A 17,893-nucleotide genomic window follows, 5' to 3' on the forward strand; every position below is an offset into this window, starting at 1 on the left:
GCTCCCACACTGGTCCGGGTTCCACAGAAAGACCGCGTTGCTTGCAACCTCTTTGCTTAGAAGGACTGACACCATGCGTATCGTCGTTGCTCTGGGCGGTAATGCCCTGCTCCGCCGCGGCGAACCGATGACCGCTGACAACCAGCGCGCCAACATCCGGATCGCCACCGAACAGATCGCCAAGATCCATCCCGGCAACCAACTGGTCATCGCCCACGGCAATGGCCCCCAGGTCGGCCTGCTGTCATTGCAGGCAGCGGCCTACACCTCGGTTTCGCCCTACCCGCTGGACGTGCTCGGCGCCGAAACCGAAGGCATGATCGGCTATATCATCGAACAGGAACTGGGCAACCTGCTGGACTTCGAAGTGCCCTTCGCGACCCTGCTGACCCAGGTCGAAGTCGATGCCAATGACCCGGCCTTCAAGAACCCGACCAAGCCCATCGGCCCGGTCTACAGCAAGGCCGAGGCGGAACAACTCGCCGCCGAAAAAGGCTGGGCCATTGCCCCGGACGGCGACAAGTACCGCCGCGTGGTCGCCAGCCCGAAACCCAAGCGCATCTTCGAAATCCGTCCGATCAAATGGCTGCTGGAAAAAAGCAGCATCGTGATCTGCGCCGGTGGCGGCGGCATTCCGACCATGTATACCTCGCCCGGCAAACTCGAGGGCGTCGAAGCGGTCATCGACAAGGACCTGTGCTCGGCACTGCTGGCCGAACAGCTTGAAGCCGATCTGCTGGTGATCGCCACCGACGTCAACGCCGCTTTCATCGACTTTGGCAAACCCACGCAAAAAGCCATCGCCCAGGCACACCCCGACGAAATGGAAAAACTCGGCTTCGCCGCCGGCTCGATGGGACCGAAGGTGCAGGCAGCCTGCGAATTCGCGCGCCATACTGGAAAAGTGGCGGTGATCGGCTCGCTCGCGGACATCGAAGCGATCGTCCAGGGCAAGGCCGGTACGCGCATCAGTACAGCGACACCGGGCATTATTTACTTGTAAGGAGAGACGTCTATGGCAATGTTTGAGCCAGGCCACTTGCACATCGAGCGTCACGCGCTGACCAAGGATGATGTCAGCTACAACGTGCACCTCGACTATAAGGTCGCGCAGGATCCCAAGAAGGGCAAAGGGATCGAGTTCACCATGCATGGCAGCATGCAGGGAAAGGAGATGACAGAGACCTTTTTCCTGCCAAAGGAAGAGGCCTACAACTTTGCCAACAACGTGACGAAAATCGCAGAGAAGTACGGTATCCCAAAAACACATAGCCAGATCGGCTCGGTGCACAAGCATTACGACCTGATGTTCGAAGACATCCGCACGCAACTGAATATGAAATCCGGCGACCCGATAGATCTCGAGAAATTCGAGTAGCCCACATTTCCTGTGGGAGCGGGCTTGCTCGCGAAAGCGTCGTGTCAGGCACCATCGTTGGCGACTGATACACCGCTTTCGCGAGCAAGCCCGCTCCCACAGGGGAGATCATCGACCTATCGAAGTCCGCGCAGGATTTCACCATTAGCCCGCTCCAAGGCATACTTGCCACCCTCCGCACTGCAGAACCCGAAACCGCCCCATGCGTATCCACGTCAGCTTCATCGACCGCGTCGGTATCACCCAGGAAGTCCTGGCCCTGCTTGGCGGGCGCAATCTGAACCTGGATGCGGTGGAAATGGTCCCGCCCAATGTTTACATCGACGCCCCGACCCTGAGCCCGCAAGTCCTCGAAGAACTTCGCGATGCCCTGTTCAGCGTGCGTGGCGTGCAAGCGGTGACAGTGGTCGACATCCTGCCCGGCCAGCGTCGGCACTTGCAGCTCGACGCATTGCTGGCCGCCATGACCGACCCGGTGCTGGCACTGGACAGCGACGGCAAGGTGCTGCTGGCCAATCCGGCATTGATCGCCCTGTACGGCCGCGAACCGAATGGTGAAAGCGTGGCCGAACTGTTTGCCGACCCGGCCTTGCTCGACGCCCTGCTCGAACACGGCTTTCGCCTGCCGCTGCGGGAAATCATCGTCAACGGCCAGACCTTCCTGCTCGACGCCACACCGATCACCGACGCCGGTGCCCTGCTGACCCTGTACCAGCCGAACCGCATCGGCGAACGTCTGTCCGCACTGCACCATGACCACGCCGAAGGTTTCGATGCACTGCTGGGCGAGTCCCCGGTGATCCGCACCCTCAAGGCACGCGCCCAGCGGGTGGCAGCCCTCGATGCACCGCTGCTGATCCAGGGCGAAACCGGCACCGGCAAGGAACTGGTGGCCCGTGCCTGTCACGCCATCAGCGCCCGGCACAGTTCACCCTTTCTGGCGTTGAACTGCGCGGCATTGCCCGAGAACCTCGCCGAAAGTGAACTGTTCGGCTATGCCCCCGGCGCTTTCACCGGCGCGCAACGCGGCGGCAAGCCAGGGCTGATGGAGCTGGCCAACCAGGGCACGGTGTTTCTCGATGAAATCGGCGAGATGTCGCCGTATTTGCAAGCCAAGCTGTTGCGTTTCCTCAACGACGGCAGTTTTCGCCGGGTCGGCGGTGACCGTGAGGTCAAGGTCAACGTGCGGATCCTCAGCGCCACCCACCGCGACCTGGAAAAAATGGTCAGCGAAGGCCTGTTCCGCGAAGACCTGTTTTATCGCCTCAACGTCCTGAATGTTGAAGTGCCGCCGTTGCGCGAGCGCGGCCAGGACATCCTGCTGCTGGCCCGCTACTTCATGCAGCAGGCCTGTGCGCAGATCCAGCGCCCGATCTGTCGCCTGGCACCGGGCACTTACCCGGCGCTGCTGGGCAACCGCTGGCCGGGCAACGTACGGCAATTGCAGAACGTGATCTTCCGCGCCGCGGCGATTTGTGAAAGCAGCCTGGTGGACATTGGCGACCTCGACATCGCCGGCACCTCAGTGGCCCGCCAGGGCGACCATGACGTCGACAGCCTGGAGCAGGCCATGGACGAATTCGAGAAGACCCTGCTGGAAAAACTCTACGTCAGCTATCCCTCGACCCGGCAACTGGCGACCCGACTGCAAACCTCCCACACCGCGATTGCCCATCGGTTACGCAAGTACGGCATTCCAGGCAAGGCCTGAGGCCTGACACAGAACAACTGTGGGAGCGAGCTTGCTCGCGATTGCGAAGTCACATTCAACAAAAATGTCGACTGACACGCCCTCATCGCGAGCAAGCTCGCTCCCACAGTTTTTTTGTGTTCGACAAGAAATCGCGCCAAAAACGACCTCCATCTGTACTGAAAGCGCTACAGCGGAACGATATCGCTACACCCCTCTCCGATCACGGCTGTGCAAGGCTTTGATCCACCTCGGCTTTTATCACCGACATACGCCGTATCGATTTCGCTACAGCGAATGAATTTCAAGCTTTATCGAAACCACCTAAATCATTGATCAATAACAATAAAAACAACATTGGCCGCGTTCTTGCTATGTAGTTCTCCATCACAGGGCATCGCCCAAGCATTCAATCGCGTCCACCAGACGAGTCTGGCCCCTTAGGAGTTTCCATGAGCGAGTTGCGTTTTACTGAAGATCACGAATGGCTGCGCACCGAAGCTGACGGCAGCGTCACGGTCGGCATCACCGCTTTCGCACAGAACGCCCTGGGCGACGTGGTTTTCGTTCAACTGCCTGAGCTGCAGTCCTACGACAAAGGCGCCGAAGCCGCCACCGTGGAATCGGTAAAGGCTGCCAGCGGCGTGTACATGCCGCTGGACGGCGAAGTGCTGGAAGTGAACCCGGCGCTGGACAGCAGCCCTGAGCTGGTCAACGAAGATCCGCTGGGCGAAGGCTGGTTCTTCCGTTTCAAACCTGCCGATGCCTCCGCTGTCGGCCAACTGCTGGACCAGGACGCCTACGACCGCCTGATCAAAGCCCAAGCCGAAGCCTGAGGAGCACTGACATGACCCAGATCAATCTGACCACTGCCAACGAATTCATCGCCCGTCACATCGGCCCGCGTGCCGGCGACGAGCAAGCCATGCTCAACAGCCTCGGTTTCGACTCCCTGGAAGCCCTGAGCGCCAGCGTGATTCCCGAGAGCATCAAGGGCACCAGCGTCCTCGGCCTGGAAGACGGCCTGAGCGAAGCCGATGCCCTGGCCTTGATCAAGTCCATCGCGAGCAAAAACCAGCTGTTCAAGACCTTCATCGGCCAGGGTTACTACGGCACCCACACGCCGTCGCCGATCCTGCGCAACCTGCTGGAAAACCCGGCCTGGTACACCGCCTACACCCCGTACCAGCCAGAAATTTCCCAGGGCCGTCTCGAAGCGCTGCTGAACTTCCAGACCCTGATCAGCGACCTCACCGGCCTGCCGATCGCCAACGCCTCGCTGCTCGACGAAGCCACCGCCGCTGCCGAAGCCATGACCTTCTGCAAACGCCTGAGCAAGAACAAGGGCAGCCACCAATTCTTCGCCTCCGTGCATTGCCACCCGCAGACCCTCGACGTACTGCGCACCCGTGCCGAGCCTCTGGGCATCGACGTGGTGGTTGGCGACGAGCGTGAACTGACCGACGTGACGCCGTTCTTTGGCGCCCTGCTGCAATACCCGGCAAGCAACGGTGACGTGTTCGATTACCGCGAGCTGACCGAACGTTTCCACGCCGCCAACGCCCTCGTCGCCGTGGCGGCAGACCTGCTGGCCCTGACCGTGCTGACCGCACCGGGCGAATTCGGTGCCGACGTGGCCATCGGCAGCGCACAGCGCTTCGGCGTACCGCTGGGCTTCGGTGGCCCGCACGCCGCTTATTTCTCCACCAAGGACGCCTTCAAGCGTGACATGCCGGGCCGCCTGGTCGGTGTTTCCGTAGACCGTTTCGGCAACCCGGCCCTGCGCCTGGCCATGCAGACCCGCGAACAACACATCCGTCGCGAGAAAGCCACGTCGAACATCTGCACCGCGCAAGTGCTGCTGGCCAACATCGCCAGCATGTACGCCGTGTACCACGGTCCGAAAGGCCTGACGCAGATCGCCAATCGCGTGCACCACCTGACTGCGATCCTGGCCAAAGGCTTGAGCGCATTGGGTCTGAACGTCGAGCAAGCGAACTTCTTCGACACCCTGACCGTGAAGACCGGCGCTCAAACCGCCGCCCTGCACGACAAGGCGCACGCCCAGCGCATCAACCTGCGCGTGGTCGATGGTGAGCGCCTGGGCCTGTCCCTGGACGAAACCACCACTCAGGCCGACGTTGAAACCCTGTGGAGCCTGCTGTCCGACGGCAAGGCCCTGCCGGACTTCGCCGCCCTCGCCGCCTCGGTGCAGAGCGCCATCCCGGCCGCGCTGGTACGTCAGTCGCCAATCCTCAGCCACCCGGTGTTCAACCGCTATCACTCGGAAACCGAGCTGATGCGCTACCTGCGCAAACTGGCGGACAAGGACCTGGCGCTGGACCGCACCATGATCCCGCTGGGTTCGTGCACCATGAAGCTCAACGCCGCCAGCGAAATGATCCCGGTGACCTGGGCCGAATTCGGTGCCCTGCACCCGTTCGCCCCGGCCGAGCAAAGCGCCGGTTATCAGCAATTGACCGACGAACTGGAAGCCATGCTGTGCGCTGCGACCGGCTACGACTCGGTTTCGCTGCAACCGAACGCCGGCTCCCAGGGTGAATACGCAGGTCTGCTGGCGATCCGCGCCTACCACCAGAGCCGTGGCGAAGACCGCCGCGACATCTGCCTGATCCCGTCGTCGGCCCACGGCACCAACCCGGCCACCGCTCAGATGGCCGGTATGCGTGTGGTCGTGACCGCGTGCGATGCCCGTGGCAACGTCGACATCGAAGACCTGCGCGCCAAGGCCATCGAGCACCGCGAGCACCTCGCCGCGCTGATGATCACCTACCCGTCGACCCACGGCGTGTTCGAAGAAGGCATCCGTGAAATCTGCGGCATCGTTCATGACAACGGCGGCCAGGTGTACATCGACGGCGCCAACATGAACGCCATGGTCGGCCTCTGCGCGCCGGGCAAGTTCGGCGGCGACGTGTCGCACCTGAACCTGCACAAGACCTTCTGCATCCCCCACGGTGGCGGCGGCCCGGGCGTCGGCCCGATCGGTGTGAAATCACACCTGGCGCCGTTCCTGCCGGGGCACGCGCAGATGGAGCGCAAGGAAGGCGCCGTTTGCGCGGCACCGTTCGGCAGCGCAAGCATTCTGCCGATCACCTGGATGTACATTCGCATGATGGGTGGCGCGGGCCTCAAGCGCGCTTCGCAGCTGGCGATCCTCAATGCCAACTACATCTCCCGTCGCCTCGAAGAGCACTATCCCGTGCTGTACACCGGCAGCAACGGCCTGGTGGCGCACGAATGCATCCTCGACCTGCGTCCATTGAAAGACAGCAGCGGCATCAGCGTCGATGACGTGGCCAAGCGCCTGATCGACTTCGGTTTCCACGCGCCGACCATGTCGTTCCCGGTAGCCGGCACGCTGATGATCGAGCCGACCGAAAGCGAATCCAAGGAAGAACTGGACCGCTTCTGCGACGCCATGATCCGCATCCGCGAAGAAATCCGCGCGGTGGAAAACGGCACCCTGGACAAGGACGACAACCCGCTGAAAAACGCTCCACACACCGCCAAGGAACTGGTCGGCGAGTGGTCGCACCCGTACAGCCGCGAACAAGCGGTTTACCCGGTTGCGTCGCTGATCGAAGGCAAGTACTGGCCGCCGGTCGGTCGCGTCGACAACGTGTTCGGCGACCGCAACCTGGTCTGCGCCTGCCCGTCGATCGAAAGCTACGCTTAAAGCAATCAGGGGGCGGTTGATCCCGCCCCCGATTTCCAGAACACCCCACAACCCTGTGGGAGCGAGCTTGCTCGCGATGACGGACTGACAACCACCATCAATGTCGACTGAACGACCGCTATCGCGAGCAAGCTCGCTCCCACAGGGATCTGTGCCAAGTCTTATGTTCCGTGAATTCCTATAACAAGAAACCGGAGAACCACCATGTCGTTAAGCGTGTTCGACCTGTTCAAGATTGGCATCGGCCCCTCCAGCTCCCACACCGTTGGCCCGATGCGCGCCGCTGCGCGTTTCGTCGAAGGCCTGCGCCGTGAAGGGCTGCTGACGGCCACCACCTGCGTCAAGGTCGAGCTGTACGGCTCGCTCGGCGCCACCGGCAAAGGCCACGGCAGTGACAAGGCTGTGCTGCTGGGCCTGGAAGGCGAACACCCGGACACCGTGGATACCGAAACCGTCGCTGCGCGCCTGCAAGAGATTCGCAGCAACGCACGCTTGAACCTGCTCGGCGAACACAGCATTGCGTTCAACGAGAAAGAACACCTGGCGATGATTCGCAAACCCTTGCCCTATCACCCCAACGGCATGATTTTTCGCGCCTTCGATGCGGCGGGTCTGCAGATCCGCAGCCGCGAGTACTACTCGGTCGGCGGCGGTTTCGTGGTCGATGAGGACGCCGCCGGCGCCGATCGCATCGTCGAAGACGCCACGCCCCTGACCTTTCCTTTCAAAAGCGCCAAGGACCTGCTCGCTCATTGCGCCAAATACGGCCTGTCGATCAGCCAGGTGATGCTGACCAACGAAAGCGCCTGGCGCCCGGAAGCGGAAACCCGCGCCGGCCTGCTGAAGATCTGGCAGGTCATGCAGGACTGCGTCGCCGCCGGTTGCCGTAATGAAGGCATCCTGCCCGGTGGCTTGAAGGTCAAACGCCGGGCGGCAGCGCTGCATCGGCAATTGTGCAGCAACCCTGAATCGTCCTTGCGCGATCCGCTGTCGGTGCTGGACTGGGTCAACCTGTACGCCCTGGCCGTCAACGAAGAAAACGCCAACGGCGGACGCGTGGTCACGGCACCCACCAATGGTGCGGCCGGGATCATTCCGGCTGTGCTGCATTACTACATGCGTTTTATCCCCGGCGCGAATGATGACGGGGTGGTGCGCTTTCTGCTCACTGCCGCCGCCATCGGCATTCTGTACAAGGAAAACGCCTCGATTTCCGGCGCCGAAGTTGGCTGCCAGGGTGAAGTCGGCGTCGCCTGCTCGATGGCCGCCGGCGCCTTGTGCGAAGTACTCGGTGGCAGCGTGCAGCAAGTGGAAAACGCCGCGGAAATCGGCATGGAACACAACCTCGGGCTGACCTGCGACCCGATTGGCGGGCTGGTACAGGTACCTTGCATCGAGCGCAACGCCATGGGTTCGGTCAAGGCCATCAATGCCGTGCGCATGGCCATGCGCGGCGACGGGCAACACTTCGTCTCCCTCGACAAGGTCATCCGCACCATGCGCCAGACCGGCGCCGACATGAAAAGCAAATACAAGGAAACCGCCCGTGGCGGTTTGGCGGTCAACATTATCGAGTGCTGATGCGCGCTCATCTGCACCCTTCTTCAGGAGCTGAATATGTCCACCGAACAACTGTTGAAAACCCCGTTGCACGCACTGCACATCGAACTCGGCGCGCGCATGGTGCCGTTCGCCGGCTATGACATGCCGGTTCAATACCCGCTGGGCGTGATGAAAGAACACCAGCACACCCGCGACCAGGCCGGGCTGTTCGATGTCTCGCACATGGGCCAGATCCGCCTGACCGGCGTCGATGCCGCCAAGGCCCTGGAAACCCTGGTGCCGGTGGACATCATCGACCTGCCGGTGGGCATGCAGCGTTACGCGATGTTCACCAATGCGACGGGCGGCATCCTCGATGACCTGATGGTCGCCAACCTGGGCAACGACGAACTGTTCCTGGTGGTCAACGCCGCTTGCAAGGATCAGGACCTGGCCCACCTGCGCAAGCACATCGGTGAGCAGTGCACGATCGAGCCGCTGTTCGAAGAACGTGCACTGCTTGCCCTGCAAGGCCCGGCTGCAGTGACCGTGCTGGCACGCCTGGCCCCGGAAGTTGCGAAGATGACCTTCATGCAGTTCGCCCGCGTGAAGCTGCTGGGCGTGGACTGTTTTGTCAGCCGCTCGGGTTACACCGGCGAAGACGGTTTCGAAATTTCCGTCCCCGCCGCCAACGCCGAAGCCCTGGCTCGCGCCCTGCTGGCCGAACCGGAAGTGGCCGCCATCGGCCTTGGCGCCCGCGACTCCCTGCGCCTTGAGGCGGGCTTGTGCCTGTACGGGCATGACATGAACACCGAGACCAGCCCGATCGAAGCGAGCCTGCTGTGGGCGATCTCCAAGCCGCGTCGCGCCGATGGCGCTCGGGCCGGCGGCTTCCCAGGCGCCGAAACCGTGTTCGCCCAGCAACAGGCAGGTGTCAGCCGCAAACGCGTCGGCCTGTTACCGCAGGAACGCACACCGGTGCGCGAGGGTGCCGAGATCGTCAACGAAGCCGGCGACATTATCGGTAGCGTCTGCAGCGGCGGTTTCGGGCCGACCCTGGGCGGCCCGCTGGCCATGGGTTATGTCGACAGCGCCTATATCGCACTGGACACCCCCGTCTGGGCGATTGTGCGTGGGAAAAAGGTGCCTTTGCTTGTAAGCAAAATGCCATTTGTTCCACAACGCTACTATCGTGGCTGATTGAATGTTCCTATAAGTAACGCGGTTGCGTTAACTGTGCACTAATGTGTAACGCAACCGCCATAAAATAGTGCATTGTTTGGCTCTAAGCTTCGATTATGAACTTTGCTTATAACGATCGAAAACATTTGAACAGCGCAAGCGTATAAGGCCCCACTAGTGGACTGACTTTGCCATCAACCTGAGGAAATACGGGGCCTTCACAGGGCTTGTTTTTTCTCCCGTAGTTGGCGTAGAGTTTGTTCACTGTGTTTGCATGGGTCGCTTGGAATCGTGACCTGGGCAGTAGCCTACAAGTTAGCTACATCCCGTTCGACGTCTTCTTACTCTCCTGCAACCAGCCCCAGTACTCTTTCATGAGAAGGAGACTGTCATTAATTTTTTGCGTCAAAGGAAATAAGAAATGTCCCAACGTCAGAGCGGTACCGTCAAGTGGTTTAACGACGAGAAAGGTTTTGGTTTTATCACTCCTGAAAGCGGTCCGGATCTGTTCGTGCATTTCCGCGCCATCCAGGGCAACGGCTTCAAGAGCCTGAAAGAAGGCCAGAAAGTGACTTTCATCGCCGTGCAGGGCCAGAAAGGCATGCAGGCTGACGAAGTACAAGCAGAAGCCTAATCTTCTGTAACGAAAAAGCCCCTGATGCTGACATCAGGGGCTTTTTTGTGCGCGTAAATCCGTAAAATGGCTTCTTTTTCCGCCGAGAGCCTGCCATGTCGAAACACCTGCTTACTCCCCAGGGCGACTTTCCTGCCGCTGGTCTGGGTCGTCGTCTGGCAGCCATGTTCTATGATTTCCTGCTGTGCACCGCCCTGCTGATCGTCACCAGCGGCCTCTACAAGATGATCCAGATGGCGATCATCGGCGAAGAAAGGATGCGCACCCTGACCGAAGCCGGCGCGCTGGACGGCGATCCCCTGCTCTCTACCGTCCTGCTGTTCGTACTGTTCGGCTTCTTCGCCAAATTCTGGACCTGGTCGGGTCAGACCCTGGGCATGCAGGTCTGGTGCATTCGCGTACAGAACGCCGACGGCTCGTCCATCAGCCTGTGGCAGGCGCTGTTGCGCTTTGTGGTGTCGATTGCTTCGCTGCTTTGTGTAGGTTTGGGGTTTATCTGGTCGTTGTTCGACAAACAGAAACGCAGCTGGCACGACATCTACTCAAACAGCCAGTTGGTGCGGATTCCGAAGAAGACGAAGTAGCTTCAGGTGTACACAAAAGCCGTAGCTGTCGCGGACTGCGATCTTTTGATCCTGTCCGGTTTTTTGGATACCTCGGTCCTTCGCCCAGACTCAGGGCGCTCTCGCTCCGGTCCTGCTTTGTGAGGCCGCTGCATCAAGATCAAAGCGAGGCAGCCAGCGGGCCTGACCCGCGTCAGCCTGAAGCGGTGGCGTTCTATCAAATCCACGGGCGACTCATAAGAGCTCACACACATTTTGCTTTGAGCGCGAGCGAAGAAATGAATATTTTCCCCCTGTCCAAATCCCTAATGATTGAACAGGCTCAAACCTTATGCGTGAAACATCATTCGTCATGGTGCTCTTGTTGTTGATCCCCAGCACCGGGTCAGCGTTGCTGCGTGAAAGCGACCATAATCAAGACACCATAAACAAAGAAAACATTCGGATCCTCGGCCAAGCCGAGATCGACGCTTACTACGTCAATATCGACATCAGCTCCCCCGGCGAACTGCGCTGCTCGCTGCACAAGAAGATTCGAGGCCACAGGGTATATCCATACAGCGGGGTCTCGCCCAATAGCTGGGATCTGCTGGAATTGGCCGATGAAGATCCCAACAATCCGCAACGGGTGCTCGACGTTTATAAAAACCGCAGCTACAGCAAGCTGACCGACCGCGAAGGCCAGGGCCAGCCCATTACCTACAATCGTGAACATACTTGGCCCAAGACCTATGGTTTCAGTAGCGCCTATGGCAACCTGGGGCTACCTAATGCGCCCCACACTGACAGTCACATGCTGTATCTGAGCGACACCCGCTGGAATGCCGACCGGGGTAACAAACCCTATGGCATCTGCGACAGCGGCTGCAGCGAACGAGTGACCGAGTTCAACAACGGCAGCGGCGGTGGCAGCGGCGTGTACCCAGGACAATCTAACTGGTTGCGAGGTCCGGAAGGCAATAACGGTACCTTCGAAGTCTGGACCAAGCGCCAAGGCGACATGGCTCGCGCCGTGATGTATATGGCGATCCGTTACGAAGGCGGACAAGATATCAATACCGGCCAGGATGAGCCGGACCTGCAACTGACAGATGATCGCAGCAAGATTGTTGCCACATCTAAATCACCTGCTTACATGGGACTACTGTCGACGCTTATTCAATGGCATCGCGAAGACCCACCCGACGCTGCAGAACGCCGACGCAACGATGTTATACAGAGCTTCCAGGGCAACAGAAACCCATTTATCGACCAACCGGATTGGGCCACTGCCGAGCTGTTCAACGCAGCCCTACCAGCGGACTGTATTGCAAACCAGCAATGAGTCGCTAATGCCGTGTAGCCGATCTTTCCTATGCATCTCTCATGCAATAAGTTTCAACTAGCTGATTTTTAAGGATAAAAAACATCTATTGAAACCGGCTATCTCGTGGACGTCGCCCTGGCTCCCTGCGCGACAGCGCAGCGCCGAAGACGCGGCGGCCACTCCTACAGTGGGTCGCAGTACATCCGCAAGAGACAGGTCGCCTGTTAAGACGACCTGCCAGCAGATCAGGCATTACCCGCCAGCTTCATACGTGCAGCCTGAGTAAAGTCGAGCATCCGCTTGAGCGGCCGAATAGCCTGGGAAATCAATGCCGGGTCGACGAAGATCTCGTTGGCACCCTCTCGCAGGCTCTTCAGCGTACGCTCAAGGGTATTCATCGCCATCCACGGACAGTGCGCGCAACTGCGGCATGCAGCGCCGTTACCGGCCGTTGGCGCCTCGATAAAGACCTTGTCCGGGCACAACTGCTGCATTTTGTAGAAGATGCCGCGGTCGGTAGCGACAATCAGGGTCTTGTTCGGCAGGCTCTGTGCCGCCGCGATCAGCTGACTGGTGGAGCCGACGGCATCCGCAAGCTCGATCACCGACGTCGGCGACTCCGGGTGCACCAGGATCGCCGCATCCGGGTACAGCGCCTTCATGTCTTCAAGCTGCTTGGACTTGAACTCTTCGTGAACGATGCAGGCACCGTCCCACAGCAGCATGTCGGCACCGGTCTGACGCTGGATGTAGGTCCCCAGGTGCTTGTCCGGCCCCCAGATGATGGTCTCGCCGTTGTCCATCAGGCTTTCGACGATTTCCAGCGCACAGCTTGAAGTCACCACCCAATCCGCGCGGGCCTTTACCGCTGCGGAAGTGTTGGCATACACCACGACCGTGCGCTCCGGGTGTTGATCGCAGAACGCGGAAAACTCGTCCACCGGGCACCCCAGGTCGAGCGAACAGGTCGCTTCGAGGGTCGGCATCAGCACGCGTTTTTCCGGATTGAGGATCTTGGCAGTCTCCCCCATGAACTTCACGCCGGCGACGACCACGGTCTTGGCCGGATGGGCATTGCCGAATCGGGCCATCTCCAGCGAGTCGGAGACACAGCCACCCGTCTCTTCGGCCAGCGCCTGAATGACCGGATCACAATAGAAGTGGGCCACCAGCACCGCGTCCTGAGCCTTGAGCTCGGCAGCGATGGCGGCACGGTAGTAAGCCTCTTCATCGGCGGTCAGCGGTTTGGGCTGTTTGGCGTCGAGGTGGGCTTGAACCAGAAGGCGTTCGGATATCTGCGTCATGTTCGCAAGACCTGCAGGCGCATTCGCGCGAAAGTCGAGTATACACCCGGCTCCGGACCCTTCAGGGTACCGCCGGGAAAGTGGGTATTCATCAGGCACGGACAGCGTTGAAGCTGCGCAAGGCTACAGAATATCCGACAGATGCAAAAGATGATTCTGATCTGCGCCTTGCGCAGCAGCCCGGAGCGAGGCGGACTTTAATCGCGGGCAAAAAAAAACCCGGAAATCCTCACTTTCGTGGGCCTTCCGGATTTTCTAAACCGCCAAAAATGGTGGGTCGTGTGGGATTCGAACCTACGACCAATTGGTTAAAAGCCAACTGCTCTACCAACTGAGCTAACGACCCGCTGTGTGGTGGCGCGTATAATACTGATTTTTAAGGACTATTCAACACCTATTTTGAAAAAAATCAAAAATAAGGTGTTGGATCGCTGATTCCGGCCGCCGCAAAGCCTTCTGCGCGCAGTCGGCAGCTGTCGCATTTGCCGCACGCACGACCATCATCGTCGGCCTGGTAGCAGGAAACGGTCAGCCCGTAGTTCACGCCAAGCTTCACGCCCGCCTGGACGATCTGCGCCTTGCTGAGGTTTTGCAGCGGCGCCTGAATGCGGAAGCCATTGCCTTCCACGCCGGCTTTGGTTGCCAGGTTGGCCATGCGCTCGAACGACTCGATGAACTCGGGGCGGCAGTCCGGGTAACCAGAGTAATCCACCGCATTGACGCCGATGAAGATGTCCCACGCACCGAGCACTTCAGCCCAGCCCAGGGCCAGGGACAGGAACACCGTGTTACGCGCAGGCACGTAAGTGACAGGAATGCCCTCACCCAGCTCTTGCGGAATATCGATGCTGCTGTCGGTCAGCGCCGAGCCGCCCATGCCGTTCAGGTTCAGGCCGATCACCTTGTGCTCGACCACACCCAGATCCCGCGCCACGCGCTCGGCGGCGTGCAATTCGGCGTGAGAGCGCTGACCGTAGTCGAAGCTCATGGTGTAGCAGCTGTAGCCTTCGGCGCGCGCCATGGCTACCACGGTCGCCGAGTCCAGGCCACCGGACAGCAGGATGACCGCACGTTTTTCAGCAGTGTTGAGTTGTTCAGTCATTTCAGCGCCCCGGCTCGTCATTCCATAGATATTTATGCAGCTGCAATTGCAAACGCACTGGCAGGTTATCCGCCACCACCCAGTCCGCCAGGTCCCGGGCATTGAGATCATGGTGGCTTGGCGAGAACAGGACTTCGCCGGCGCGCTGGTCCAGACCGTACTGGATCAGTTTGGAAACGGACCAGTCATAGTCCTCCCGCGAACAGATGACAAATTTCACCTGATCGTTGGGCGTGAGCAGCTCGATGTTTTCGTAGCGATTGCGGTGCGCTTCCTTCGAACCCGGGGTTTTCAGGTCGACAACGCGACTGACCCGGGAATCTACCGGCGAGATATCGATAGAACCACTGGTTTCCAGTGACACTTCGTAACCGGCGTCGCACAAGCGCTTGAGCAAGGGAATGGCGTTGGGTTGCGCCAGGGGCTCGCCCCCCGTGACACAGACATAACGCGGGCGGAAACCGGCGACCTGCTCGAGGATGTCGTCGAGGGTGCGAATGGTTCCGCCGGTGAACGCGTAGGCGCTGTCGCAGTATTGGCAACGCAACGGACAACCGGTCAGGCGCACAAAAACCGTGGGCAGGCCGGCAGTCCGAGTTTCACCCTGCAACGAGTAGAAAACTTCGGTGATTCTCAATGTGTCTTGCATAGTCGCCACGGGCGTAACAGCTAAACAGGCTGTCCGCCTCCGTCAGGCACTTCAAGGAACCCCGGCAATGCGCAGATCCCAAAAAGCGTGTTTCAGAAAAAGGGGGTGAATTCTAACGAAAAAACCCGCGACAAGCGCGGGTTTCTTTGAAACGGCTCAAGCCGCCTTACATTTTCTGCAGATCACGCTGCGCCAGCTGAGCAGCGGAAGTGCCCGGATACTGGGACACGACCTGCTGCAGAATGCCCTTGACCCGGTCGGTATGACCGAGACGGCGCTCTACATCAGCGAGCTTGTACAGCGAATCAGGCACCTTGGCGTGCTTGGGATACAGCTGCGAAACCTTGGCAAATGCCTGACCTGCACCTTGCAGATCGCCTTTGGCCAGGTTCACTTCGCCCAGCCAGTACTGGGCATTGCCCGCGTACTGACTGTTCGGGTATTTGCGCAGGAATGCGGCGAAAGCCTGGCTGGCCTTGTCGAAATCCTTGGCCTTGATCAAGTCGAAGGCAGCATCGTAATAGAGCTTTTCCTTCGCCGGATCTGCCGGCTCGCTACCCGCGGCAGGTGCTTGAGCGGCGGCTGCGCCAGCTGCTGCACCTGCGGCTGCACCGGGGGCGTTCGATTCACCACCGGTTGAAGAATTTTCAGGAGTCGCGGCTGGTGCAACGCCGGTTCCTATGCGCCGATCAAGATCCTGGTATCGCTCCAGGTTTTCCTGCTTCATGCGCGCTACATCATTTTGCAGTTCTTCGATCACACCCTGTTGGCGCGAGATCTGTTCCTGCATTTGTTGCAGTTGGTTGAACAGCTGACCCTGTGCCGAGACAGGGGTCGAAACCCCTCCCCCGGCATAGGCGCCGTTCGTACCGTAACCTGCAGGCGGATAACTGCTCCCGCTATTGTTATAGCCGGAGTCATTATCGACCACAGGAACCGCAGCCCACGCCGCAAGCGGCGCGAGGCTGAGAGCCAGAACAGTTACAGCACGACGGCACGTTCGCATGACGAATTACTTACGCAGTTCGACGCGACGGTTTTGAGCCCAGGACTGCTCGTCGTTGCCGGTAGCAACTGGACGCTCTTCGCCGTAGGAAACCAGTTCCAGCTGAGCTGGGGAAACACCTTGCAGTACCAGGTAACGCTGAACGGCTTTCGCACGACGCTCGCCCAGTGCCATGTTGTACTCACGAGTACCACGTTCGTCGGTGTTGCCTTCCAGAACAACGCGAGCGCCGTTTGCTTTCAGGTCTTTGGCGTGAACGTCCAGAGCGCGCATGGCTTCTGGCTTCAGGTCCGAGCTGTCGTATTCGAAGTAGAAAGTGGTGATAGCGCGCAGTGCAGCTTCTTCGCTCAGGGAGCCGTCAACTGCACCAGTGTTTGCGCCGTAACCAGCGTTTGGATCTACCGCGCCTTCACCGGCATTGTCGCCGCCTTTGGACGAGCAACCTACAGCTACAGCCATGGCCAGTGCCAGCGCAGCAAATTTACCAAACTTCAGCATTTCCATCGTGAAACTCCTAATGAACCCCAGTGTGTTAAGTAAAACGTATAGCGCCGCGTCAGTTCAGGTAAGGGGACCAGGAAGGTTCTCTGACTTCGCCTTGTGCGGTAGGAAGCGGGAGCCTTACGCGTCCATTGATGGACACGAGCATCAAGACTCCCCGGCCCTGCTGGCGGGTGGCGTAGATTACCATGGTGCCGTTGGGCGCGACAGTAGGCGACTCGTCCAGAGTGCTATCAGTGAGGATTTTTACACTACCGCGTTGCAAATCCTGGGCCGCCACCTTGAAATTGGTGAAACCATCCTGACGGTGAATCATGACAAGCGTCTTTTCATCAGCCGACAATTTAGGGTTGGCGTTGTAGTTGCCGACGAAAGTCACGCGTTCGGCACCGCCGCCACCGGCGCTGGTCTTGTAGATCTGCGGTTTGCCGCCACGGTCGGAAGTGAAGTAGATGGTCGAGCCATCCTTGCCCCAGAACGGTTCGGTGTTGATGCCAGGACCGTTGGTGACACGGCTGATCTGACGCGAGCCGAGGTTCATCACATAGATGTCCGGGTTGCCGTCCTTGGACAGCACGAACGCCAGGCGATTGCCATCCGGCGACCAGGCAGGTGCACCATTCAGGCCTTCGAAGTTGGTGATCTGCTCACGGCGACCGGTGTCGATGTTCTGCATGAAGATACGCGGACGCTTCTGCTCGAAGGAGACATAAGCGATGCGCTTGCCATCCGGTGCGAAACGCGGCGACAGGATCGGCTCACGCGATTGCAACAGGGTCACGGCGCGGGCACCGTCGTAGTCCGAACGCTGCAGGGTGTAGCGAGTGTTGTTCTCGGAGAAACGCTCGGCCGTTACGTACAGCAGGCGAGTCGAGAAGGCACCCTTGATACCCGTGAGTTTTTCGAACGACTGGTCAGAGATGTAGTGCGCCATGTCCCGCAACTGATCGACACCGCCCGACACGCTGCCGGTCAGCACTTGCTGCTCGGTGGCTACGTTGAACAGTGCATATTGCACCTGCAGGCGACCGCCCGCCGGAACAATGCTGCCGACCATGACGTACTGGGCACCCAGTGCCTTGAAGTCACGGAAGATAATTTCGCCGGCCTGGCTCGGCTGGCTGATCATGTTCTGCTTTGGAATCGGCGAGTAGTAACCCGAGTTGCGCAGGTCGTTACCGATGATTTCCGCCATGTCGTCCGGCAGCACGCTACCGCCCTGGAAGCCGAACGGTACAACGGCGATCGGGGTCGCCCGATCGCTGCCGCTGGTAACCAGAATGTTTTTCTCATCTGCCATCGCCATCCCTGCCATGCAGCAGATAACGACCAGCAT

General features: G+C 59.7%; 16 protein-coding genes, 1 tRNA gene and 1 pseudogene. 11 read left to right on the forward strand and 7 right to left on the reverse strand.

Annotation, left to right across the window (positions count from 1 at the left end):
• Window positions 1–73 precede the first annotated feature (73 nt).
• The 11 genes and pseudogenes from arcC to PMI26_RS07980 all read left to right on the forward strand — a co-directional run bounded on the left by arcC (window position 74) and on the right by PMI26_RS07980 (window position 12,013).
• Window positions 74–1,003: a carbamate kinase gene (arcC, locus tag PMI26_RS08025; protein WP_007977288.1), complete on the forward strand. Its 930-nt coding sequence runs from the start codon at window positions 74–76 to the stop codon at window positions 1,001–1,003.
• 12 nt (window positions 1,004–1,015) lie between these two features.
• Window positions 1,016–1,378 carry a DUF5064 family protein gene (locus tag PMI26_RS08020; protein WP_007977289.1) on the forward strand — a complete coding sequence of 121 codons (363 nt, stop codon included), beginning with the start codon at window positions 1,016–1,018 and terminating at the stop codon, window positions 1,376–1,378.
• A gap of 12 nt (window positions 1,379–1,390) precedes the next feature.
• Window positions 1,391–1,480: pseudogene (locus PMI26_RS31940) on the forward strand (metal ABC transporter ATP-binding protein); the annotation flags it as partial.
• A 100-nt stretch (window positions 1,481–1,580) separates the two neighbouring features.
• Complete coding sequence (locus PMI26_RS08015) at window positions 1,581–3,089, forward strand: sigma-54-dependent transcriptional regulator (protein ID WP_007977290.1); 1,509 nt, start codon at window positions 1,581–1,583, stop codon at window positions 3,087–3,089.
• A gap of 431 nt (window positions 3,090–3,520) precedes the next feature.
• On the forward strand, window positions 3,521–3,904 hold the full coding sequence (gene gcvH / locus PMI26_RS08010) for a glycine cleavage system protein GcvH (RefSeq protein ID WP_007977291.1): 384 nt from the start codon (window positions 3,521–3,523) through the stop codon (window positions 3,902–3,904).
• Window positions 3,905–3,915: 11 nt separating this feature from the next.
• Entirely contained in the window at window positions 3,916–6,768 is a 2,853-nt protein-coding gene (gcvP, locus tag PMI26_RS08005) for an aminomethyl-transferring glycine dehydrogenase (RefSeq protein WP_007977292.1), read from the forward strand.
• A gap of 204 nt (window positions 6,769–6,972) precedes the next feature.
• Window positions 6,973–8,349: an L-serine ammonia-lyase gene (locus PMI26_RS08000; RefSeq protein ID WP_007977293.1), complete on the forward strand. Its 1,377-nt coding sequence runs from the start codon at window positions 6,973–6,975 to the stop codon at window positions 8,347–8,349.
• A 36-nt stretch (window positions 8,350–8,385) separates the two neighbouring features.
• The gene (gcvT, locus tag PMI26_RS07995) at window positions 8,386–9,510 is read left to right on the forward strand and encodes a glycine cleavage system aminomethyltransferase GcvT (RefSeq protein WP_007977294.1); all 1,125 of its coding nucleotides are present in this window, start codon (window positions 8,386–8,388) and stop codon (window positions 9,508–9,510) included.
• A gap of 403 nt (window positions 9,511–9,913) precedes the next feature.
• The gene (locus PMI26_RS07990; RefSeq protein WP_007977299.1) at window positions 9,914–10,126 is read left to right on the forward strand and encodes a cold-shock protein; all 213 of its coding nucleotides are present in this window, start codon (window positions 9,914–9,916) and stop codon (window positions 10,124–10,126) included.
• A gap of 95 nt (window positions 10,127–10,221) precedes the next feature.
• The gene (locus PMI26_RS07985) at window positions 10,222–10,710 is read left to right on the forward strand and encodes an RDD family protein (protein ID WP_007977302.1); all 489 of its coding nucleotides are present in this window, start codon (window positions 10,222–10,224) and stop codon (window positions 10,708–10,710) included.
• 310 nt (window positions 10,711–11,020) lie between these two features.
• Complete coding sequence (locus PMI26_RS07980) at window positions 11,021–12,013, forward strand: endonuclease I family protein (protein WP_007977304.1); 993 nt, start codon at window positions 11,021–11,023, stop codon at window positions 12,011–12,013.
• 227 nt (window positions 12,014–12,240) lie between these two features.
• Here the strand turns inward: PMI26_RS07980 and nadA are convergent, their stop codons facing one another.
• The 7 genes from nadA to tolB all read right to left on the reverse strand — a co-directional run bounded on the left by nadA (window position 12,241) and on the right by tolB (window position 17,893).
• A complete protein-coding gene (gene nadA, locus PMI26_RS07975; protein ID WP_007977306.1) occupies window positions 12,241–13,299 on the reverse strand; it encodes a quinolinate synthase NadA in 1,059 nt (352 codons plus the stop codon).
• Window positions 13,300–13,569: 270 nt separating this feature from the next.
• Window positions 13,570–13,645 (reverse strand) — tRNA-Lys (locus PMI26_RS07970).
• A gap of 63 nt (window positions 13,646–13,708) precedes the next feature.
• Window positions 13,709–14,401: a 7-cyano-7-deazaguanine synthase QueC gene (queC, locus tag PMI26_RS07965; protein ID WP_007977308.1), complete on the reverse strand. Its 693-nt coding sequence runs from the start codon at window positions 14,399–14,401 to the stop codon at window positions 13,709–13,711.
• A 1-nt stretch (window position 14,402) separates the two neighbouring features.
• A complete protein-coding gene (gene queE, locus PMI26_RS07960) occupies window positions 14,403–15,050 on the reverse strand; it encodes a 7-carboxy-7-deazaguanine synthase QueE (RefSeq protein WP_007977310.1) in 648 nt (215 codons plus the stop codon).
• 166 nt (window positions 15,051–15,216) lie between these two features.
• Window positions 15,217–16,056 carry a tol-pal system protein YbgF gene (gene ybgF, locus PMI26_RS07955; RefSeq protein WP_007977313.1) on the reverse strand — a complete coding sequence of 280 codons (840 nt, stop codon included), beginning with the start codon at window positions 16,054–16,056 and terminating at the stop codon, window positions 15,217–15,219.
• Window positions 16,057–16,062: 6 nt separating this feature from the next.
• Window positions 16,063–16,560, reverse strand: coding sequence for a peptidoglycan-associated lipoprotein Pal (gene pal, locus PMI26_RS07950; protein WP_003178634.1), 498 nt, complete (start codon window positions 16,558–16,560; stop codon window positions 16,063–16,065).
• A 52-nt stretch (window positions 16,561–16,612) separates the two neighbouring features.
• On the reverse strand, window positions 16,613–17,893 hold the full coding sequence (gene tolB / locus PMI26_RS07945; RefSeq protein WP_162831820.1) for a Tol-Pal system beta propeller repeat protein TolB: 1,281 nt from the start codon (window positions 17,891–17,893) through the stop codon (window positions 16,613–16,615).

The sequence above is a fragment of the Pseudomonas sp. GM33 genome, assembly GCF_000282295.1.
Taxonomy (GTDB): Bacteria; Pseudomonadota; Gammaproteobacteria; order Pseudomonadales; family Pseudomonadaceae; genus Aquipseudomonas; species Aquipseudomonas laurylsulfatiphila.

Excerpts from the sequence above, each read along its gene's own strand:
- arcC (WP_007977288.1), top strand. The coding sequence starts at position 74 with ATGCGTATCGTCGTTGCTCTGGGCGGTAATGCCCTGCTCCGCCGCGGC.
- PMI26_RS08020 (WP_007977289.1), top strand. The coding sequence starts at position 1,016 with ATGGCAATGTTTGAGCCAGGCCACTTGCACATCGAGCGTCACGCGCTG.
- PMI26_RS08015 (WP_007977290.1), top strand. The coding sequence starts at position 1,581 with ATGCGTATCCACGTCAGCTTCATCGACCGCGTCGGTATCACCCAGGAA.
- gcvH (WP_007977291.1), top strand. The coding sequence starts at position 3,521 with ATGAGCGAGTTGCGTTTTACTGAAGATCACGAATGGCTGCGCACCGAA.
- gcvP (WP_007977292.1), top strand. The coding sequence starts at position 3,916 with ATGACCCAGATCAATCTGACCACTGCCAACGAATTCATCGCCCGTCAC.
- PMI26_RS08000 (WP_007977293.1), top strand. The coding sequence starts at position 6,973 with ATGTCGTTAAGCGTGTTCGACCTGTTCAAGATTGGCATCGGCCCCTCC.
- gcvT (WP_007977294.1), top strand. The coding sequence starts at position 8,386 with ATGTCCACCGAACAACTGTTGAAAACCCCGTTGCACGCACTGCACATC.
- PMI26_RS07990 (WP_007977299.1), top strand. The coding sequence starts at position 9,914 with ATGTCCCAACGTCAGAGCGGTACCGTCAAGTGGTTTAACGACGAGAAA.
- PMI26_RS07985 (WP_007977302.1), top strand. The coding sequence starts at position 10,222 with ATGTCGAAACACCTGCTTACTCCCCAGGGCGACTTTCCTGCCGCTGGT.
- PMI26_RS07980 (WP_007977304.1), top strand. The coding sequence starts at position 11,021 with ATGCGTGAAACATCATTCGTCATGGTGCTCTTGTTGTTGATCCCCAGC.
- nadA (WP_007977306.1), bottom strand. The coding sequence starts at position 13,299 with ATGACGCAGATATCCGAACGCCTTCTGGTTCAAGCCCACCTCGACGCC.
- queC (WP_007977308.1), bottom strand. The coding sequence starts at position 14,401 with ATGACTGAACAACTCAACACTGCTGAAAAACGTGCGGTCATCCTGCTG.
- queE (WP_007977310.1), bottom strand. The coding sequence starts at position 15,050 with ATGCAAGACACATTGAGAATCACCGAAGTTTTCTACTCGTTGCAGGGT.
- ybgF (WP_007977313.1), bottom strand. The coding sequence starts at position 16,056 with ATGCGAACGTGCCGTCGTGCTGTAACTGTTCTGGCTCTCAGCCTCGCG.
- pal (WP_003178634.1), bottom strand. The coding sequence starts at position 16,560 with ATGGAAATGCTGAAGTTTGGTAAATTTGCTGCGCTGGCACTGGCCATG.
- tolB (WP_162831820.1), bottom strand. The coding sequence starts at position 17,893 with ATGCTGGTCGTTATCTGCTGCATGGCAGGGATGGCGATGGCAGATGAG.